The organism is Candidatus Nitrosopumilus sp. (assembly GCF_965223225.1).
Taxonomy (GTDB): Archaea; Thermoproteota; Nitrososphaeria; order Nitrososphaerales; family Nitrosopumilaceae; genus Nitrosopumilus.
This window is the reverse complement of record NZ_CBDCVU010000004.1, coordinates 886153-905108: the sequence shown is the minus strand read 5'-3', so window position 1 is coordinate 905108 and position 18956 is coordinate 886153. Positions and strand designations below refer to the sequence as shown.

Annotated in this window: 19 protein-coding genes; 13 read left to right on the top strand and 6 right to left on the bottom strand. The window is 36.3% G+C overall.

What is annotated here, in order from left to right:
* Positions 1-35: 35 nt before the first annotated feature.
* Positions 36-1028 carry a GAF domain-containing protein gene (locus tag ACOQN3_RS05965; RefSeq protein ID WP_420545571.1) on the bottom strand — a complete coding sequence of 331 codons (993 nt, stop codon included), beginning with the start codon at positions 1026-1028 and terminating at the stop codon, positions 36-38.
* A gap of 371 nt (positions 1029-1399) precedes the next feature.
* Between ACOQN3_RS05965 and ACOQN3_RS05960 the strand changes: the two genes are divergently transcribed.
* From ACOQN3_RS05960 to ACOQN3_RS05940, 5 genes are all read left to right on the top strand, one after another.
* Positions 1400-2212 carry a hypothetical protein gene (locus ACOQN3_RS05960; protein ID WP_420545570.1) on the top strand — a complete coding sequence of 271 codons (813 nt, stop codon included), beginning with the start codon at positions 1400-1402 and terminating at the stop codon, positions 2210-2212.
* Positions 2209-3066 carry a hypothetical protein gene (locus ACOQN3_RS05955; protein WP_420545569.1) on the top strand — a complete coding sequence of 286 codons (858 nt, stop codon included), beginning with the start codon at positions 2209-2211 and terminating at the stop codon, positions 3064-3066. Before ACOQN3_RS05960 ends, ACOQN3_RS05955 begins: the two co-directional genes overlap by 4 nt.
* 117 nt (positions 3067-3183) lie before the next feature.
* Positions 3184-5067, top strand: a complete 1884-nt coding sequence (locus ACOQN3_RS05950) for a threonine--tRNA ligase (protein WP_420545568.1) — start codon at positions 3184-3186, stop codon at positions 5065-5067.
* A 2-nt stretch (positions 5068-5069) separates the two neighbouring features.
* Complete coding sequence (speB, locus tag ACOQN3_RS05945) at positions 5070-5960, top strand: agmatinase (RefSeq protein WP_420545567.1); 891 nt, start codon at positions 5070-5072, stop codon at positions 5958-5960.
* 153 nt (positions 5961-6113) lie between these two features.
* A complete protein-coding gene (locus tag ACOQN3_RS05940) occupies positions 6114-6686 on the top strand; it encodes a CDP-alcohol phosphatidyltransferase family protein (RefSeq protein WP_420545566.1) in 573 nt (190 codons plus the stop codon).
* Positions 6687-6727: 41 nt separating this feature from the next.
* Here ACOQN3_RS05940 and ACOQN3_RS05935 read toward each other — a convergent pair whose 3' ends face one another.
* Positions 6728-7015, bottom strand: coding sequence for a 30S ribosomal protein S26e (locus ACOQN3_RS05935; RefSeq protein WP_012215306.1), 288 nt, complete (start codon positions 7013-7015; stop codon positions 6728-6730).
* A gap of 162 nt (positions 7016-7177) precedes the next feature.
* Between ACOQN3_RS05935 and ACOQN3_RS05930 the strand changes: the two genes are divergently transcribed.
* The 6 genes from ACOQN3_RS05930 to ACOQN3_RS05905 all read left to right on the top strand — a co-directional run bounded on the left by ACOQN3_RS05930 (position 7178) and on the right by ACOQN3_RS05905 (position 13431).
* Complete coding sequence (locus ACOQN3_RS05930; protein WP_420545565.1) at positions 7178-8680, top strand: DEAD/DEAH box helicase; 1503 nt, start codon at positions 7178-7180, stop codon at positions 8678-8680.
* A 15-nt stretch (positions 8681-8695) separates the two neighbouring features.
* Positions 8696-10351, top strand: a complete 1656-nt coding sequence (locus tag ACOQN3_RS05925) for a DUF790 family protein (protein WP_420545564.1) — start codon at positions 8696-8698, stop codon at positions 10349-10351.
* Positions 10352-10626: 275 nt separating this feature from the next.
* Positions 10627-11499: a PfkB family carbohydrate kinase gene (locus tag ACOQN3_RS05920; protein ID WP_420545563.1), complete on the top strand. Its 873-nt coding sequence runs from the start codon at positions 10627-10629 to the stop codon at positions 11497-11499.
* A gap of 280 nt (positions 11500-11779) precedes the next feature.
* On the top strand, positions 11780-12022 hold the full coding sequence (locus ACOQN3_RS05915; protein WP_420545562.1) for a hypothetical protein: 243 nt from the start codon (positions 11780-11782) through the stop codon (positions 12020-12022).
* Positions 12016-12207: a hypothetical protein gene (locus ACOQN3_RS05910; protein WP_420545561.1), complete on the top strand. Its 192-nt coding sequence runs from the start codon at positions 12016-12018 to the stop codon at positions 12205-12207. Before ACOQN3_RS05915 ends, ACOQN3_RS05910 begins: the two co-directional genes overlap by 7 nt.
* A gap of 225 nt (positions 12208-12432) precedes the next feature.
* Complete coding sequence (locus ACOQN3_RS05905; protein WP_420545560.1) at positions 12433-13431, top strand: NAD(+)/NADH kinase; 999 nt, start codon at positions 12433-12435, stop codon at positions 13429-13431.
* A gap of 38 nt (positions 13432-13469) precedes the next feature.
* Here the strand turns inward: ACOQN3_RS05905 and pyrG are convergent, their stop codons facing one another.
* Positions 13470-15077, bottom strand: a complete 1608-nt coding sequence (gene pyrG / locus ACOQN3_RS05900; RefSeq protein ID WP_420545559.1) for a glutamine hydrolyzing CTP synthase — start codon at positions 15075-15077, stop codon at positions 13470-13472.
* A gap of 79 nt (positions 15078-15156) precedes the next feature.
* On the opposite strand from pyrG, the gene ACOQN3_RS05895 reads away from it, so the two are divergent.
* Together ACOQN3_RS05895 and ACOQN3_RS05890 are read left to right on the top strand one after the other, a co-directional pair.
* The gene (locus ACOQN3_RS05895) at positions 15157-15570 is read left to right on the top strand and encodes a cupredoxin domain-containing protein (protein WP_420545558.1); all 414 of its coding nucleotides are present in this window, start codon (positions 15157-15159) and stop codon (positions 15568-15570) included.
* The gene (locus tag ACOQN3_RS05890; protein ID WP_420545557.1) at positions 15551-15985 is read left to right on the top strand and encodes a hypothetical protein; all 435 of its coding nucleotides are present in this window, start codon (positions 15551-15553) and stop codon (positions 15983-15985) included. The genes ACOQN3_RS05895 and ACOQN3_RS05890 overlap by 20 nt, the downstream gene beginning before the upstream one ends.
* A gap of 181 nt (positions 15986-16166) precedes the next feature.
* Here ACOQN3_RS05890 and trpA read toward each other — a convergent pair whose 3' ends face one another.
* Genes trpA through ACOQN3_RS05875 form a run of 3 tightly spaced genes read right to left on the bottom strand, consistent with a single transcriptional unit; the run spans position 16167 to position 18950 of the window.
* Positions 16167-16979, bottom strand: a complete 813-nt coding sequence (gene trpA / locus ACOQN3_RS05885; protein ID WP_420545556.1) for a tryptophan synthase subunit alpha — start codon at positions 16977-16979, stop codon at positions 16167-16169.
* The gene (gene trpB / locus ACOQN3_RS05880) at positions 16966-18159 is read right to left on the bottom strand and encodes a tryptophan synthase subunit beta (RefSeq protein WP_420545555.1); all 1194 of its coding nucleotides are present in this window, start codon (positions 18157-18159) and stop codon (positions 16966-16968) included. Before trpB ends, trpA begins: the two co-directional genes overlap by 14 nt.
* Positions 18156-18950 carry an indole-3-glycerol phosphate synthase TrpC gene (locus ACOQN3_RS05875; RefSeq protein ID WP_420545554.1) on the bottom strand — a complete coding sequence of 265 codons (795 nt, stop codon included), beginning with the start codon at positions 18948-18950 and terminating at the stop codon, positions 18156-18158. The genes trpB and ACOQN3_RS05875 overlap by 4 nt, the downstream gene beginning before the upstream one ends.
* Positions 18951-18956 lie beyond the last annotated feature (6 nt).

Sequence of the window (18956 nt, the reverse complement as noted above, 5' to 3'; positions counted from 1 at the left end):
TTGTCTCAAGGCATCTTTGATGAAATACACACATGTTATTCTGATAGAAAATCTTGTGTTTCAAAGAATCCTGCTAATTCTTTTGAAATTTGCTCAGAAAAAATCCCCAATATCTCAAAATCCGATGGCGAAAATTGCTTCTGACTAAACATTGCAAGTACTGCTATTACTGACCCCTTGTAAAATAACGGATATCCTGCAAAAGATCTTAATTTTTCTTTTTTGGCCCATTGATGATGTTTTATTCTGCTGTCATTGACTACGTCATTTGAGACAACTGGTTTTTTTGTGGTAACTATTGCTCCAATTTTTAGAGATTTTATTTGGACTTTGGAGAACTCTCCGCCTAAACTCTTGTACTTGCCAGCACTGAATTTCAATATCAAAAATTTCTTTTTCTTGTCTACAAACCACACTCTTGCAAATCTTGCATCAAAATATTTTACAAGACTTTCTACTATTGCCTGGAGTCTTTCATTTAATGTATCGTGTTTTTTTATATTGTTTAAAATTTTGTAGACGTGTAGTTTCTTCTCTCTAATTGAGGATTCGTCATATATTGTATAAGGTGATGCCTTGATCAAATTTGATTCATATGATCTATAGTCTGATATCAAATCTGCAAACTTGTTTAGAAAATTATTTGTTTCAAGGTCGTACTGTGATACTGAATCAAATACGAAATGACACATCCAATCAAAGTCTCCACTAATTCTACTTGCATATGTACAAAAATGAGACTCATTTACATAGTCTGTTAGTCTTTCAATTGACTCAGATGAAGTTGCAGACATTTTGAACTTTAGTAGTACTGTTCTGTTTACCTTCTCTGAAACAATTTCCGGATTAAGGATTGTAGAATATCCTATGATGGTGTTATTTTTTTCTAGCCTATGCAGTCTTTGTCTTATTGCTCTATCAGTTAGAGAATATCCAAGACCGCTGAGCACCTTGGCTATCTCTTGAGAAGATATTCTGGAATTCTTGCCTAACTGTGAAAGAATGATGTTGTTTATTTCGTCAGGCATTCTTTTGCTTGGCAAAACTATCTATTATCATTTCCGAATCGGAAATTATTTGTAATAATCATTATTTTTAAGATGGTTTTTAGTTCCAAAAAGGAAGTTTTAATTCCAATTTATTTCCACATATTCTATATTCAAATGATGTCTATAGTTTTGTATGAGATCTGATAGTATTTACGACGAGACAATTCAAAATGCCTCTGAATGTCTTTATCTTTTAAAATACAAACAAACTGTTAGAGTTTTTCCGGGAGAGTCTGTTTTCTTATGAGTAAATCTTGCATAAAATGTGGGTCATTTGAGATTGTGAAAAAAGGAGAAATATTTTATTGTGTAAACTGTAATCTTTCATTTTATATGTATGGAGCTAAAAAATGAAAAAATATCTTTATGCAGTACTTCCTGTAGTGGGATTTTTGCTGATATTGACAAATGCGTTTTTTGGACACGAACTTTTTGCACAGCCTACTGAACAGGTATCTAACAAATACATGACCTATGTCCATTTGCAACCTGACTGGGAAAGTGACAACAAAAATATTATTTTTGAGATAACCAACTCATGGCATAAAACAAAAGAAGATGATAGTTCCAATCACGTTTTTAATGCAAAGGATATGCAGTACAATGAGAATCAACTACGGTATGTAAATGATAAATCATATGTTGAGCTTAGACATGGGTTTAGTGATTGTCAAGAAGAATGGCAACCTATGCTTTACAGACATGCAGTTGATACCGTTAGACATGAAATTGAATACATGAAAGGCTCTCAACTCAGCGATGATCCTAGCATTTCAGTTTATTTGGATAAAGATAACACCACATATGATTTACAAAGTCAACAGAAAAAAATTAAAAATGGTTTTGCTTATTTTATTCCTCTTTGCACTATTGAGGAAAATACATCGTATGACTATAGCATAAGAACTGATAACACGTCCATCGGGTTTGATGTCTACTTTGTAAAATCAAATCAGGAATTGTATGATTTCTATGATTCTAGCCAATCCTTTGACTATTATGATGATAATCCTGCTTGTTTTGGACAAAACAAACAAAGCTATAGTGGAAGTTGCAATAGCGTTTCAAAAAATAGTGGACTAGTTGTGGTTGTGCCTGACGAGTTAAAACCATGGGTTACAAAATTTAATGTAAATCTATACGAGGATAACGGTTCAAGATGATAAAATTCTCCTTAATGATAATTGCATTTTTTGTATTGTCCACTTTTTTTGCTTTTACATCAAGTATTTCTGATGACTCTACTGCTTTTGCCGAACAATCAAAAAAGAAAAAATCTGTCTACATCCAAAATAATGACGAATCTCAAATTCAAGTAAACAAATATGCAAATTATGTTCATTTTCAACCTGAATGGAACAGCTATCCGTCAAATCTCCTTTTTGATGTGACAAATACTTGGAACAGAACCAGTACCATTGTTTCTGATTCTGAAAACACAACTACTCCAAAAGCTGGTGCACTGACTCATGTGAATCTCCTACATTATTTGGATAACAAACCGTATCTGGAAGTACAATACGACTATCTTGGTTGTAATTATCAATGGATTCATTATGCCAAATACAGTGCAGACATACTCTCATCAAAACTAGATTTTGCTGCCGGAAAGCAATTAGATTCTGATCATAGTTCTGCTCTCTTTTCTCTGATTCCGTCTAATGTAAACCATGACAAAACAAATCCTGCCTCTGTCTACTCGCAGTTTATTCCAATTTGCACCTCTCAGGATAGTACCTCATTTGAGTTTGGAGTTCGAATCGATGACAAGGAAAAAGGTTTTGACGTATACTTTGTTGATTCCAAAGATCAGAGGAGTAACTATCATAGCGATTCTGAAGAGTTTGTATATTATCCAGGATGTGCTGGAATAAACTATCAAAGCTTTAGTGGCACATGTCATGGAGTGGACAAAGCCAGTGGATTGCTTGTTGTTATTCCAGACAACTTAGATAAGCCGTTGACTAAGGTTTATGTGAAACTAAAAGAAATCTCTTCTTTTTCAAAAGAGCTTTAATTTTCTATGATTTTTTCTTGTAATGATAACTTTGAAGATTGTCATATTTTTAGATATGATTTGACATGTTTTTGCATATCCTAAGAGTTTTAAAGTAAAACTATTGGGTGTCAATATATGCGCATATTACAACTACATTGTGACAGCATTGAATACACTCCCACAAAAAAAGAGATAAAATCTGCTGAAGAAATTGACAATCCTCAAACTCAGAGACTAGAGGAAGTTGTGGTTGCATTTGTTGCAATAGAGGATAGTGATGATTCCTCAGTTGCCCAAAACGCTATATCTCAGATCAAAAATTCTATGGGGAAGATTGGCTGCTCTAAACTTTTACTGTATCCTTATGCTCATCTCAGTTCAAATTTGGCCAAACCCTCCATTGCCATCTCACTACTTTTGGAAATGGAAAAAATTGCCTCATCTGATCTTGAGGTTTCTCACTCTCCATTTGGCTGGACAAAATCATACAAAGTGCAAGTAAAGGGCCATCCATTGGCTGAGAGCTCAAAAGTTGTCACAAAAGACTCTACTTCTGCTTCTGGTGCTGATTCTGAAGATGATGAAATAACTTCTGAGGCCCTAAAGGGAGAATCAAAAATTCGTTCATACTGGAAGATATTGTCTCCTGATGGAACTCTTACCAACATAGGAGATTTTGATTTTACAAAACACAAAAAACTAGAAATTCTTGCAAAATATGAATCTGCAAAACAAAGACGAGTAGATGAACCTCCGCCCCATGTCGCATTGATGAAAAAGATGGCAATTGCAGACTATGAACCTGCGTCTGATTCTGGAAATATGCGATTCTTTCCAAACGGTCGTCTAATCAAATCTTTGATTGAGAGATATGTTACAGATAGAGTAAAAGAATATGGTGGATATGAAGTTGAAACTCCCATCATGTATGACTCTGAACACCCAAGTATGGTTAGTTACTTTAATCGATTTCCAGCTAGACAATACAATATTGATTCAGAAGGAAAAAAATTATTTTTGAGATTTGCAGCTTGCTTTGGACAATTCTTAATGGCAAACCAATTTCAAATGTCTTACAAGAATCTGCCATACAAGCTATATGAGCTGACTCGATACAGCTTTAGACGAGAACAATCCGGAGAACTGGTTGGATTGAGAAGATTGCGCGCATTTACAATGCCCGACTGTCATGCATTCTGTAAGGACTTGGACCAGGCAGTAGATGAAATCAAGGTACGTTTTGACTTGTCTCAAAGTGTTCTTCGTGAGCTTGGAATTGAGGAATCTGATTATGACATGGCAATTAGATTTACTGAGGATTTTTACAATGAGAACAAGTCTGCAATTGAAGAACTAGTAAAAAAACATGGCAAACCTGTACTGGTTGAAATGTGGAAAGAGAAATTCTTCTATTTTGTTCTAAAGTGGGAATTCAACTTTATTGATAATCTTGGCAAGGCATCTGCTTTGTCTACAGACCAAATTGATGTTGAGAATGGAAATCGCTACGGAATTGAGTTTATTGGAGAGGATGGCACCTCTCACCACCCAATAATCTTGCACAACTCTCCTAGCGGTGCAATTGAGAGAATAATTTACGCATTGCTTGAAAAGGCCGCAACAGACGCAAAAGAAGGCAGAAAACCTCAACTTCCATTATGGCTCTCTCCAACCCAAGTACGAGTCATCCCCCTAAAAGAAGACTTTTTTGAGTTTTGCGAAAAATTAGCCAGTAAAATTTCTGATCAAGATGTTAGAGTCGATATTGATGATAGAAACGAAAGTATTGGAAAACGAATCCGCGAAGCAGAAAAAGAGTGGATTAGATACATTTTGGTCATTGGGGAAAAAGAGGTCAATTCTGAACACCTCAGCATTAGAGACAGGGAGACAGGAAAGGTTCGAGACATCTCCTTTGATGAATTTCTTGCTGAAATAAAGAATCAAACATCAGGTAAGCCATTTACTGGATTGAATCTACCAAAGCATCTATCCAAGAGACCACAGTTGATGGTGTAAAAATGAGTTTTCTTGATCTTTACATGAACAAAAACCCGTTGATCACATCATCTGATGATGGCAACGAAAATTCAGAACCTGTGGCAACAGTTTTTGGAATTCCATTTGATGCCACTCACTCTTACAAACCAGGTTGCCGCTTTGGGCCTGATGCAATACGTGATTCCTTTAACAACATTGAGGTTTTCCATCCGGAACTTGGAGTTGATTTAGAAGAAGTCAACATTGAGGACCTGGGAAACACACGTCATACAGTTGTAGCATCTGAAATGATTGACATGGTAAAAAAAATTACAACTGAACTTGCAGCTAAGAAAAGACAATTGTTTATCCTAGGTGGAGAACATTCTATTACATTTGGTACCTATCCAAGTTTTCCAAAAGAAACTGGCTATGTTGTATTTGATGCCCATTATGATCTGAGGGATGAATTTGCAGACATTAAACTAAGCCATGCGTCATATCTTCGAAGAATTGTAGAAGAACGTGGTGATGCTGAAAACATCTTGCATGTAGGGGCAAGGGCTTTTGTTCAAGAGGAACTTGAATTTCTAAAAGAGCATAACATCAAAACAATCTCAGACAGACAGATTCGCAACGGGGATGGACCCAAACTATTACGAGAACATTTGTCATCTTTTGACAGTGTGTATTCAAGCTTTGATCTTGATGTCTTAGATCCTGCATTTGCACCAGGAGTTGGAAATCCTGAGGCAGTTGGCATTACCTCAAGAGAACTTTTTGGCATGATACTGTCTTTTGAGAATACCAATGTTGTTGGTGCAGATATCGTAGAGTTGAATCCTTATCATGACAATGGTTCTACGGCTTCTCTTGCAGCCAAAATAATGTCTACTTTGATTGCCTTGAATCTATCAAAGAAGAACAATTGATGAGTTAGTTGGATTAGAACATCAAAACAGGCAGTTTTTGTGATTGATCCTTTGATGTATACAGTATGCTGTTTGTTAGCAGAAACATTTGATTTTTGATTCATTTCAGGTATTTCTGTTGACTTTATTAGATGGTGTTGTTGGGGTTATCACGTGCTCAATAATCTAAGAGACAAGCTACGACCTGGCCTTGAAAAGATTGGAAGGGGATTTGCCTCTACTGGTCTGTCTCCTAACTTTTGGACTTCCGTTGGTCTTGCATTTGCGTTAATTTCTGCAATAGTGTATGGACTAGGAATTGAATATGGATTAATTTTTGGAGGAATTCTGCTTCTTGTTTCTGGATTCTTTGATATGGTTGATGGCCAAGTTGCACGTGTCACTGGCAAGACATCAAAAAAAGGATCTTACCTGGATTCGATGTTTGACAAGATAGCTGAAGTTGCAATATTTTTGGGAATTCTGGTTGGAGGCTATGCAGAGCCTTACCTTGTAATGCTTGCAATCACTTTGTCGTTACTTGTAAGTTATGCAAGAGCAAAGTCAGATGCAATCAACATAAAGCTACAAGGAATCGGTATTGGTGAAAGAGCAGAACGACTTTTAGTAATTGCATTTATTGGAATCATCGGTTACATGGAAATTGCTGTGATTGTTGTGGTGATAATTGCAGGAATAACCTTGATTCAAAGAATGATTGTGACTGCCAAAAACATTCAAGAATAATTATGATTACAATATTGGCAAAAACAAAAACGACAGTTATGCTATCGTAGTTTTCCGCGTTTTCTTCTGTTATCTGCAGATCTAATCTTGAGAATCTTAAAGTGAATTGCACATGATATACAATACCATTTTAGAACTGTTGGTGATGCAATGTATGCGCCTTGTGCTCTTAGTTCTTTTGCCAGTGTATGCTCTACAAGATTCAGTCTTGAGGTGACTTTTTTTGCCTTGTCTTTTGGAACTGTCTGACCGCAGTTTGTACACTGTACGACTCCAGATGATCCTTTTCCTCCTTTTGTACGACCTCTGCTTGCACGCTTAAGTGGCATGCAAATAAGCTAATTTGCCTACTTATATTCTTGAGGTTTTCTTGAATTTTTTACAAATAATGAGAAATTTTTACCCTTATCCTGTCTGATCTCTCCTTTGTTTTGATCTCTTTTTTTGCAAAAAGGGATTATAGTCTTTAATCCTACTTTAATCTGATATTTGTGACCAATAACAATTCTACACCTTTATTATTTTATGACAAAGGTACTATCTGCATCAAAAATAGTCGCCTCATAGGGATTCCTGGAACGACTATTGATGAGAGAGACAAGAAAATTCTCCGAGCATATGCCTCTGAATATGACTCTATTATACAATACCTCAACGAAAGTGATCTTGAATTTGTAGACAATGTAAAGCAGATTATCCCTTCTCAAGCCATCACTGCTCCAGATCTTGTATTGCGTGATTATCAAGAAAAGGCCATGGAAAATTGGAGTAAATCTTCCATGCGTGGATGCATCGTACTACCAACAGGTGCTGGTAAGACAGTTCTTGGAATACGTGCAATTGAACAAATAAACTCGTCTACGCTTGTGGTAGTCCCAACCATTGATTTAATGGACCAGTGGACCCAGGTTCTTAAAAAATATCTGAAATATGAGGGTGAAGAGACAAATAATATTTCATATAAAGAAAATTCAAATTCTTCACAAACAAAAATAGGTAATTTGGGTGGAGGCCGAGATGACATTCAGCAGATAACTGTCGCGACCTATGATTCTGCATATCTTCGTGCACCATACATTGGAAATCAATTTGAGTTGATAATTTTCGATGAGGTACATCACTTACCGGCTCCTGGATATAGATTGATTGCAGAACAATTCATTGCGCCATACCGACTGGGTTTGACTGCTACAATAGAGAGAGAAGATGGACTGCATGATCTTCTCCCAAAGCTAGTTGGAGGGATAGTGTTTCAGGTAGGTCCACAGGAGTTATCTGAAAAAAAACATCTAGCAGAGTTTGAAATAGAACGAAGACAAGTTGAACTCACTTCTCAAGAACAAAAAGATTATGATGATAACTATTCTATTTTTTTGTCAAGTTTGAACAAATTGGGATTTCGATACCCGTCAATGCATAATCTAAAACGTCTAATCATGATGTCAAACAAAAATAAAATTGCAAGAGAAGGCCTTCTTGCAAGAAACAAGGCAAATTCAATTGCACTTAACAGCCAATCAAAAATATCCGAACTCAAAAAAATATTGACTGAAAACAAATTTGCAAAGACCATAATCTTCACACAAAACAACAAAATGGTTTATGATTTATCTGACAAGTTCTTAATCCCATTTATCACTTACAAGACAACAAAAGAGGAGAGACGTAATGTTCTTGAAGGATTCAAATCCGGCAAATATTCTACAGTTGTTACCTCCAGGGTTTTAGATGAAGGAATTGATGTTCCAGACGCTGAGTTGGCAATAATAGTAAGCGGTACTGGAAGTGGTCGTGAGATAATCCAACGATTGGGCAGGATTTTGAGGCCAAAAAAAGACCAAAAAAAGGCCAAACTAGTTGAAATCATCTCAAAACACACCAGAGAAACCAACACCAGTGCAAAAAGAATTACTGCATTTCAAAAAAGTACTAAACAATCATTTGATGCAAATGCCTCCTACGAGACCTCACCTGGATGGTTATCTGACCAATAACTTGGGGTTTTTCTGATGCTTCCTCATGATTTGTTGAGAACCCAAATTAGTCAAGGAAAGATAAAACCTCTGTTTTGTTCTCCTCAAAACAAAAATTCCAATGAACACAATCTGGCAGCAAATCTAGTTGGTACCTTTGAGGATATTCTCACAACAAAGAAACCAAAGAGAATTCTTCTTGATCATATTCATCAGCTAGATTCCCAATATGATTACAAACTGGTACGCGGTCTGTCTTTGTTACTTGAGAGAAGATCAATCTTTGAAAGTGTAGATATTAGTGTTGAACCTATGTCTATACGGCAGCAACTCTTTGAAGAATCCTCAACTGTGGGAATTGCATTAGATGAAACAAAACGAGAAGAGATAATTGAAAAAATTGCTTCTCAAAACAATCTTTCTGTAGAATCTGTTCAAGAAATAATGTGGGCCGACCTTGAAGAGAATCTCATTCTTGTTAAATTTGATTCTGTGTTGCCTGAAGAATTACTAATGTTGTACAATCTTTCTTTGGCTCAAACCCTTTTGTTCAAATGCACTTCGCTAGAATTTTTTGTACAGGGTGGCTATTACTGGAAAAATACTTTACGTAATGTAAAGAGGTTTGGACTGATGTATACACTGGAAGAAAAAAATTATGATGAAGACTCTGAATCAATTACTTGCTCTTTGGAAGGACCTGTGAGTCTTTTTAAAATGACAGAGCGATATGGAACATCTATGGCAAAATTATTGCCATGGATAATACAAGCCACTGACTGGAAGATTCGAGGCTCAATTGTGCGTAAAAACGAGTCTGGCTCAAAAATCTATCCCTTCTCAATGTCAAAAAAAGAATCTGAAGCAATTTTTGGGGATTTCTCTACTGTATTTGATGATTCAAAACTAAACCCAAAAGATGACTTGTTTGTTTTTGACAGCTCACTTGAAGCTAAATTTGAAAAACTGTTTCTCCAATATTTTAACGAGCAAGATGACTGGAAAATTTCTCGAGAACCAAATCCTGTTGTTGCAGGAAATGGACGAGCACTAATACCAGATTTTGTCTTTGAGAAATTTGGAAGACGTGTGTATTTTGAGATTGTAGGATTCTGGACAAAAGAATATCTGGAGAGAAAGACTGCCAAAGTCAAATCTGTTTTTGCAAAGAATCAAAACAAAAACGAACAAGGAATTGATTTACTTGTTGCAGTAAACTCTGATCTTGCATGCTCGCAATTGCTATCTCTTTCTAGCGAGCATGTATTTTCTTTTAAAAAAGAGGTTCCAATCAAACCCATAGCACAATATCTGAGAAAAATCGATGAGCAAATCATACAAGAAAAAACAAATGAAACTACAATCAAACTAGATAAAAATTCAGAAATAATTTCAATAAGAGAAGTTGCAAAAAAACACAACATTCCTTTTGAGGCTACCTTGAAGATTATTCTATCTGATTTTCCAGAACACATCCTTGTAGGTAACTCCTTTTTAGTTTCTCAGAGCATAACAAATCAAATAAAACAAAAACTATCTGATATCTCAAAATTCAATGATGCATGTAAAATTCTGGAAAAATATGACATTCCTGAAGCGTGTCATGCTGATTTGATATCAAAGATGGGTTATGATGTGGTATGGGTTGACCTAAACCCTGATAATGCAACAATCATACAGTCTGAGAATTAGTCCTTTGATTTTTCTGTCTTTTAGTCTTGATTTAATTTGATTTGATGAATTTCCTGCATCATCATGGTTGTTTTTTTGTTTAAAGGCCTCTGAAAATCCTTCATGTTTTAATTCTAGATGATCGTATTTCATGTGATAGGTATGCGTGGATTATGTCATGTCTGTTTTAGCTCTGGTGTGGAGTTGGAATTCTCCAAAGGCGAGATAATGTGTAAGAGTTGTTTTGATAAAAAAAATGCAAAAAACTAAATCTGCTGCTTTTAGAGTCAAATGAAATGAAACTAGCTGTGTTCTCTCATTGTGCAGTAGATACCATCACCATTGGAGATAACAAGTATGAACAAATTGGTGGAGCTGCATGCTACTGTGGGATTACGGCAAGGCAATTCAAGTTTGATGTGGATTTGCATACAAAATTTGGACCTGATTTTCCAAAGCAGTATCTAACTGAAAATAAAATTAATTTTGCTAACGCTGAATCAAAAAAGAACACCACAAAGTTTGCAATTTCAATTCAAGGTGCAGACAGAACACTCAAACTCGAAAATGAATGTGACCCTATTGAATACCCTGCACCTGTTGATGCTGATGGACATATAGTCAGTCCAATTTACCATGAAATATCAGATGATGTTTTTAAAAAAATTAAACAAGATTCTAGTTTTCTTTTTGTAGATCCTCAAGGATTTCTAAGAAAAAAAGATTCTCAAAATGACATATTCCTTGAAAATAATGATATTGATTTGTCTGGTGTTAGTGCAATAAAGGTAAATCCTGAAGAATCTCAAAAAATTGTAAACGGTTCGCACGATGAGATGATGGTAGCGTTACAAAAGAAGGGATCTGAATATGTTATTCTGACAAACAAGACTGATGTGTCTTTACTTGTCAAAGACAAGGTCTATTCTATTACTCTTCCAAACAAAGACATCCATGACACCACTGGAATTGGAGATATCTTTTGTGCAACATTTTGCTGCACTATGCTCAAGGAAAAAGATTTCTTGTGGGCATTGTGCTTTGCAGGTGGTGCAGCACAAGCTGCCCTTGAATCTAAAAATATTGGCCTGCAAAAAATTCCTAAAAAGGGAAAAATCCAAACAAATGCATCATACTTTTACAATCTTGTAAAATTCAGAGACTTGTAGGTTCTTGAACTATTGATTTTGAGTTTAAAAAAGTAAAAGAAGATTAAATAAAAAACGACATTGTTTTTTTTGGCAAATAAACAGACTCTAGGAATCTTTAACAACGTCAAGTTCTTGAAAAAGAAATCTTGTTTTAAAAAACATCTAAAGCAAGATGATGTTATCATTTGTTTCTTTTCGGAACAACTAGAAAGGTTAACAATGATAACAATGTTAGCACATAGTCTATAAGTGATAAACTTGAAAAATAATTAATGAAAGCAGAAGAACAATACCGAAAATGTCCTTACTGTGGACAATGCCAAATCCCTTTCAAGTTGGGAGTATGTGTTTGCGGCAGACAGGTAGGACAAATCCAGTACGTGAAAAACCCAAAATACTTTGCTGGAATCTATTACTCTTACCATGGGGTGACCACATCTTGATTGAAGAATACAAGAGTTGTAGATGGGATAAGGAGATATTTCCTGGAACCTCTTTGATTGCAGAAAAAAGTTCCATGAGGTCTGAAAACCTATGTTGATCTATAGATGTCATTGTGGAGCCAAACTAATCAATCATTTTTGCGGTGGATGCAATGTTCTTAACAGAGAAGGAATTCAGGCTTACTGTCCTGAATGTGAGACTCACCCAATGAATCCGATACCATCAGGAAGATGGACTAACATACAACAGTATCCAGATTTCAAAAATAGGGATTCGTTTTAGGTTTTGGCAAGAATCAGATACAACAAAATTTGTTAAAAAAACAGGTCAGCATGCCTATTTCATCAGGATGAGAGATGATAGTACTATTTGTAGAGTGCCCGGTATCCTGATGATGAGGATGTTAGGCAGATTAAGATGCCCAAAAACGAGTCAGACCAAGCACAATTAATGCAGTAAATGTACACAACTCTATTCTTTTATTCTACTGATTTGCTTGTTTCTTCTGTGCAAATAGGTGTTTACGGTTCTGGAGCAAATGATACTGCCGCAAAAACCATAAAAAGAATACTGGATGATTCTGGAATCAAGTCATTTCCAATAACAAAATCAAAGGCAAAACAGGCTGACTGCATTATAGTTTTAGGTGGTGATAAAGGAGTTAGAAACTACTTTCACCGAACCTTTGACTCTACATCTCCTGTTCTTGGGATTAATGAGGGTGAGGCAAGTGGGTTTCTTGCACAGATTGAATTGCGAGAGTTTTCATCATATGTTGGAATTCTAAAAAAGCAAAATTACACAGTTGAGGAAGTGCCAAGACTAGGTGTAAAGATTGACGGGAAAAATGTCTATCCTGTACTAAATGACGTTGCAGTTTTTTCCTCAAAGAGTGCTATGTTGATGGAGCACACACTTCGAGTTAATGGTGAAGAGGTATGGCATGATAATGGTGATGGAATAATTGTGTCAACTCCTATCGGATCTTCGGCATATTCAATGTCTGCTGGAGGACCTGTTATTTTTCAGGATTCGCCAGTCTTTGAAATAATTTCTGTAAACTCACTTGATGTAACAAGAAGACCAATTATTGTTTCTAATGATAGCTCAATTGAGATAGATGATATCTCAGCACGGCTTCACTGTGAGGTTGTTTTAGATGGACTTGACAGATACAGTGTAAACAAGACAGTAGAGTGTACGCAATTCTTTCCGCCTGCAAAAATAATTAGACTCAAAAAGCATTCCACTGCAATTTCTGCTCTTGCAAAAAAGGTTCATCTTGCCGAAGAGTTACTTAGCATGCCTCCAAGCTCCAAACTTCTTTTGAAAACACTAGAGTATGAAGGTGCATTGACACAAAAAGATCTTGCAAACAAAACACTGCTTCCTGGCAGAACAGTGAGACTTGCACTTAGTCACTTGTTAAAAAAAGGCTATGTAAAAAAGAAAGTATCAATCAGGGATGCAAGACAAAAGATATACGAAATATCAAAAATAGAATAAAAAATATTTTTTCTCGTCTTGTTTTTTGTTTTGAGATTCTAAGATGTTGATGATGCAGCTGCTTTGATAAATGCTACAAATGATTCTTCAGGATATCCTGGCCTACTGTTGAATTCTGGATGGAATTGTATTCCAAGATAGAATTTGTGGGATGGAATCTCAAGGACTTCCATTCTTTTTCCTCCGTCACTTTCTGCTGAAAAAATAAGACCGTTCTTTTCAAATTCTGGAATGTATTCCTTGTTTATCTCATATCTGTGCCTGTGACGCTTGCTAATTGTTGCTGAATTGTAGATTTTGTGCGCATTGGTACCTTCCTTGATTTTTATGGAATTTGCCCCCAATCTCAAAGAACCTCCCATATCTGAGACATTCTTTTGCTCTGGTAGCAAATCTACAATTGGGTTTTTTGCATCTGGCTTTATCTCAGTGGAGTTTGCATCATCTAATTTCAAAACATTTCTTCCAAAACCAATAGCTGCTAACTGAAATCCAAAACATATTCCAAGATAAGGTATGTTCTTTTCACGTGCATAGTTTGCAGTCTCTATTATTCCTTCAGAACCACGATTGCCAAATCCTCCTGGAACTAAAATTCCATCATACTTTGATAGAATATTGTAGTCTGTTATTGATTCTGAATCAATCCAATCAATTTCTACTGACTTTCCAATCTTTGCTCCAGCATGTTTCAATGCATGGTTGACACTAACGTAACTATCTGCAAGTGTGACGTATTTTCCAACCATTGCAATCTTTACTTTTTGATCCTCATGATTTACCATACTTTGTGCAATCTCATTCCATTTGTTCCAATTAGCTGAAGCATTGACCATTCCAACTTTTCCAAACTTTGTAAATATTGAATCCATTATTCCTTGGTCATACAATATTTGTGGAACCTCAAAGATTGATTTTGCATCATGACATGACAATACATCGCTTGTAGTAACATTAGTGAACATTGCAATCTTTTTCTTTGTTTTCTCTTCTAATGGCAAAGTACATCTTACTGCAACAAAGTCTGGTTGAATTCCTATTCTTCTTAATTCCTGAACACTGTGTTGTGTTGGTTTTGTTTTTTGCTCTCCTACTACATCAAGAGATGGTGCAAGAGTCACATGCACAAAAATTACTCCATTTGGCCCTTCTTCGACTCTCATCTGTCTTAATGCCTCTAAAAATGGCAGAGACTCGATATCACCTACTGTTCCGCCACATTCTACAATCAAAAAGTCTAATTCCTCTTCTTTTGCAATACTTCTGATTCTGTTTTTGATCTCATCAGTCACATGTGGGATAATCTGAACACATGCTCCCAGATATTCTCCCTTTCTTTCAGCCTCAATAACTGAAGAATATACCTGAGCTGTAGTGATATTGTGATTTTTTGGAATGTCTTGGTTTAGAAATCTCTCATAGTTTCCAATGTCCATGTCGCATTCTCCGCCGTCTTCAGTGACAAAGACTTCTCCATGTGCAACTGGATTCATCGTACCTGCATCATAGTTCAAGTATGGATCTATCTTGATACATGACACTTTTTGATCTGCTAATTGTAATAATTTCGCAATTGATGATGCGGTTACCCCTTTTCCTAGGCCTGACATAACACCGCCTGTAACAAAAATAAACTTCGTCTGCACATTAATAAAATGAGTTTCCGGTTTTTGTATGTTTTGTCGATCATGATTAGTTGAAATACTAGTTTTCTGATTCTAATTCATGGAAAGCAACAAGAAAAATATCCTTGTTGTTAACTTGTTTTCGTTTTTTGTACTTGGGATAGGATTTACTTCCTTTGCATCATCTGAAAAAAATTATGTTATCATTATGCCTTCAGGTTCATCTAATCCTGATGCGCCATTTTTCTGGTCTGAAAAATCTACCGGAGTCACTACAGGAGTGATCACAATTCATCCAAATGACTCTGTAACCTGGGAAAATACTGATACTGCATTTCATACCATTACCTCTGTGACTCCTCAAGGGGACATTGATGGACTGTTTGATAGTGGATTTATCAATGCAGGAGAGTTGTATTCAAGACAATTTCCTGATCTTGGGGGACTATTACTACTTCTGCAGCATTCATCCATGGATGAGTGGCATTGTTCATGTGGTAAAAGATCCTGGTAGTGTCAAATCAATTCAAAGCGTTGGTTCTGGATACAGTGAAGATGGATTAGGTTTTGAGGTAAAGTACATCCTTGATGCAAACCTGCAAAAAGCAGTTCATATTGACCCTGATGAGCGCACTCTTACCTTCAGGATTTCAGGAGATACACAAAACGAGCAGATTACACTGGTTCTTCCACTAAAACTAATTGAGAATCCTAACGCTGTATGGATTGATGGCAAAATGACTGACTTTGAATCTGAAACAACCTCTACAGGCACAAAACTAGTCATTCCAATTGAGCTTGGCACTTCTGAAATTAAGATAATGGGGACACATGTCATTCCTGAATTTGGATTTATTGCCCTTGGAATACTCAGCGTTGGCCTCTTCTCAACGTTATTTTTGGTGCGATCAAAACTCTCAATAATCTGACTTTACAATTGTAAAAAATTTTTTTTATTTTTTTAACAGCTTTTAGAAATTCAAACCACGTTTTTTTTATTTCTCATTGCCGTACACTTTCTGAGAACTTCCAGATGGTGGTCTTTACTGAAATTGAGTGTGCTCTCCGTAATAGTATAGAAAACTCGACCACCATTCTTAGACGGTTTTTTTATTTGTTAGTTAATTCGGTTTGTTTTTTCAGACTCTTTGTAAACTGTTGAATCTTTGACTCTAGCTTGTTTTGTGGAGTCTTTTCAATTAATTTCAAGAATGCACTTCCTACAATTACTGCATCAGCTCCTGCTTTGATGTATCTTTTTACATCCTCTGGAGTTGAGACTCCAAATCCAATACCGACTGGAATCTTTCCTTTGGTTTGTTTTTTTACATCTTTGATTGCCTTTAGAGTGTAATTTTTAATTCCTGTCTTTACTCCTGTTGTGCCATACACTGCAACCAGATACAAAAATCCCGTTGATGCATTGGCTATTTTTTGAACTCTGTTTTTGATTGTGTTGGGGGATACAAGAAATATTGTGTCTGCATCATTTTTCTTTGCGACCTCTAGGTATTCTTTTGATTCTTCAATTGACATGTCTGGGAGAATAAATCCGTCTATTCCTGCTTTCTTTGCATCTGAGATGAACTTTGAATATCCTACATGGTACAAAATGTTGGTATAAGTCATTAACACAAGTGGGATGTCTGTCTCCTTGCGGATTTTTTTTACAATCTCAAAGAATTTTTTTATCTTTGTTCCTCTCTCAAGTGAAATGGTACTTGCATTCTGGATTACAGGTCCGTCAGCTAACGGGTCTGAGAAGGGAAATCCCAACTCTATAATGTCGACTCCTCCCTTTATGAGGCCTCTAACTGTTGATAGTGTTGCCTTGTCGCTTGGAAATCCTGCCATAATATAGGAAATCAGGGCTTTTTGGTTTTTTGCCTCCAGTTCTGAGAATTTTTCTTTAATCCTTGCCATTTTTATTCAAATATTTTTGTACTTCCTCAACGTCTTTGTCTCCTCTTCCTGATAAGGTCACAACTATTGATTCGGATTTTTTCATCTTTCCTGCCATCTTGATTGCTTCGGCTATTGCATGGGCTGACTCTAATGCTGGAATAATTCCCTCTGCTCTTGTGAGCGTCAAAAATGCATCCAAGACTTCTTTATCTGTTGCAGCATGATACTTTACTCTCTTTGTGTCCTTGAAATACGAATGCTCAGGACCTACTCCCGGATAATCCAGTCCAGCTGAGATGCTGTGAGTTTCAGTTATTTGTCCTTCCTTGTCTTGAAGAAGATAAGTCATCATTCCATGTAATACTCCTTTTGATCCTGCTGACAATGTTGCCGAATGCATCTTTGAATTTAATCCCTGACCTGCAGCTTCTACTCCAATAATTTCTGCATTAGTGTCAACTAGTGGATAAAATGTTCCAATTGCGTTTGATCCTCCACCGACACATGCAATGACTGCATCAGGACAGTTTGTGTTGTTGATTTTTTTCATCTGTGATTTTATTTCATTTCCAATTACACTTTGAAAGTCCCTTACCATTACAGGATATGGATGCGGACCAACAGCTGATCCTAGCAAGTAGTATGTTGTCTCTACATTTGTTATCCAATCTCTAATTGCCTCGTTGATTGCATCCTTTAGTGTTTTAGAGCCGGACTTTACTGGATGAACCTTGGAGCCAAGCATGTTCATTCTAAAGACATTTAGCTTTTGTCTTACGGTATCTTTGTAGCCCATGTACACTTCTGCATTCATTCCCAAAACTGCACATGCCATTGCAGTTGCAACCCCGTGTTGTCCTGCACCTGTCTCTGCAATGATTCTTTTCTTTTTCATTTTCTTTGCCAAGAGGGCCTGGCCCAAGGTATTGTTGATTTTGTGAGCTCCCCCATGCAACAGGTCTTCTCTTTTTAGGTAAATTTTTGCCCCGCCAATTTTTTCAGACAAATTTTTTGCATAGTAGAGTGGGGTTGGCCTTCCGGCATACATCTTTAGGTAATAATCCAGTTCTTTTTTGAAATCCTTGTCGTTTTTGAATTTTAGATAATTTTCTTCTAATTCTTCAATAGCTGGAACCAGCGTCTCTGGAATGTATTTTCCTCCAAACTCTCCGAATTTCCCGTCTTTTGGATATCTCAATATGCCTTTACCAACCTCTTAATTCCCTCTGTAATATCCTCACTTTTCATTATGCTTGAACCTATCAAAAAGGCATCAGCTCCGCATTTTTTTAGGTATTGAATGTCCTCCGGAGTCTCAATTCCACTCTCAGATAGTATTGGTCTTGCCTCTGGATCATCCTTTTTAGGGTCATATCCTTGCAAGACTCGCTCTGTTGTTTTCAAATCAATCTCCAGTGTATCCAAGTTTCTGTTGTTTATTCCAATCAAATCTGCCTTTGTCTTTAGGGCATTTTGTATTTCCTCTTTTGTATGAACCTCAAGCAATACCTCTAGTTCGTTTTTGTGGGCATAATCTACAAACTCGTCTATCTCTTTTAGGTATCCTTGATCAAAAAGGGACTGTATCAAAAGGATATAGTCTGCACCAATTTTTTTTGCAGCATCTATCTGTACTTTGTTAATCATAATATCTTTCATCAGCATTGGTACATCTACTGCATTTCTTACCTTCATGAAGTATTGTGGTGATCCATTAAAGAGATGGGGCTGTGTCAAAACAGAAAGAGCTTTAGAGCCACCTTCTATCATCTGCTTTGCAATGCTTGCAGGATCAGTTAACGTTCTTATCTTTCCAAGGGAAGGTGATGCAAACTTTATCTCAGTAAGGAAAGTTGGATGAGGATTTGTCTTTATGATTTGCACAAAGTCTTTGTTTGATTTTTCTAGATTGCAATCAACCTCATATGTTCCATCATCAATTGCTGCCTGCGAATTATTTACCAATCTCTTTAGAATATTTTCAGCCATCTTATC

Excerpts from the sequence above, each read along its gene's own strand:
- ACOQN3_RS05965 (WP_420545571.1), bottom strand. The coding sequence starts at position 1,028 with ATGCCTGACGAAATAAACAACATCATTCTTTCACAGTTAGGCAAGAAT.
- ACOQN3_RS05960 (WP_420545570.1), top strand. The coding sequence starts at position 1,400 with ATGAAAAAATATCTTTATGCAGTACTTCCTGTAGTGGGATTTTTGCTG.
- ACOQN3_RS05955 (WP_420545569.1), top strand. The coding sequence starts at position 2,209 with ATGATAAAATTCTCCTTAATGATAATTGCATTTTTTGTATTGTCCACT.
- ACOQN3_RS05950 (WP_420545568.1), top strand. The coding sequence starts at position 3,184 with ATGCGCATATTACAACTACATTGTGACAGCATTGAATACACTCCCACA.
- speB (WP_420545567.1), top strand. The coding sequence starts at position 5,070 with ATGAGTTTTCTTGATCTTTACATGAACAAAAACCCGTTGATCACATCA.
- ACOQN3_RS05935 (WP_012215306.1), bottom strand. The coding sequence starts at position 7,015 with ATGCCACTTAAGCGTGCAAGCAGAGGTCGTACAAAAGGAGGAAAAGGA.
- ACOQN3_RS05925 (WP_420545564.1), top strand. The coding sequence starts at position 8,696 with ATGCTTCCTCATGATTTGTTGAGAACCCAAATTAGTCAAGGAAAGATA.
- ACOQN3_RS05920 (WP_420545563.1), top strand. The coding sequence starts at position 10,627 with ATGAAACTAGCTGTGTTCTCTCATTGTGCAGTAGATACCATCACCATT.
- ACOQN3_RS05915 (WP_420545562.1), top strand. The coding sequence starts at position 11,780 with ATGTCCTTACTGTGGACAATGCCAAATCCCTTTCAAGTTGGGAGTATG.
- ACOQN3_RS05910 (WP_420545561.1), top strand. The coding sequence starts at position 12,016 with ATGTTGATCTATAGATGTCATTGTGGAGCCAAACTAATCAATCATTTT.
- ACOQN3_RS05895 (WP_420545558.1), top strand. The coding sequence starts at position 15,157 with ATGGAAAGCAACAAGAAAAATATCCTTGTTGTTAACTTGTTTTCGTTT.
- trpA (WP_420545556.1), bottom strand. The coding sequence starts at position 16,979 with ATGGCAAGGATTAAAGAAAAATTCTCAGAACTGGAGGCAAAAAACCAA.
- ACOQN3_RS05875 (WP_420545554.1), bottom strand. The coding sequence starts at position 18,950 with ATGGCTGAAAATATTCTAAAGAGATTGGTAAATAATTCGCAGGCAGCA.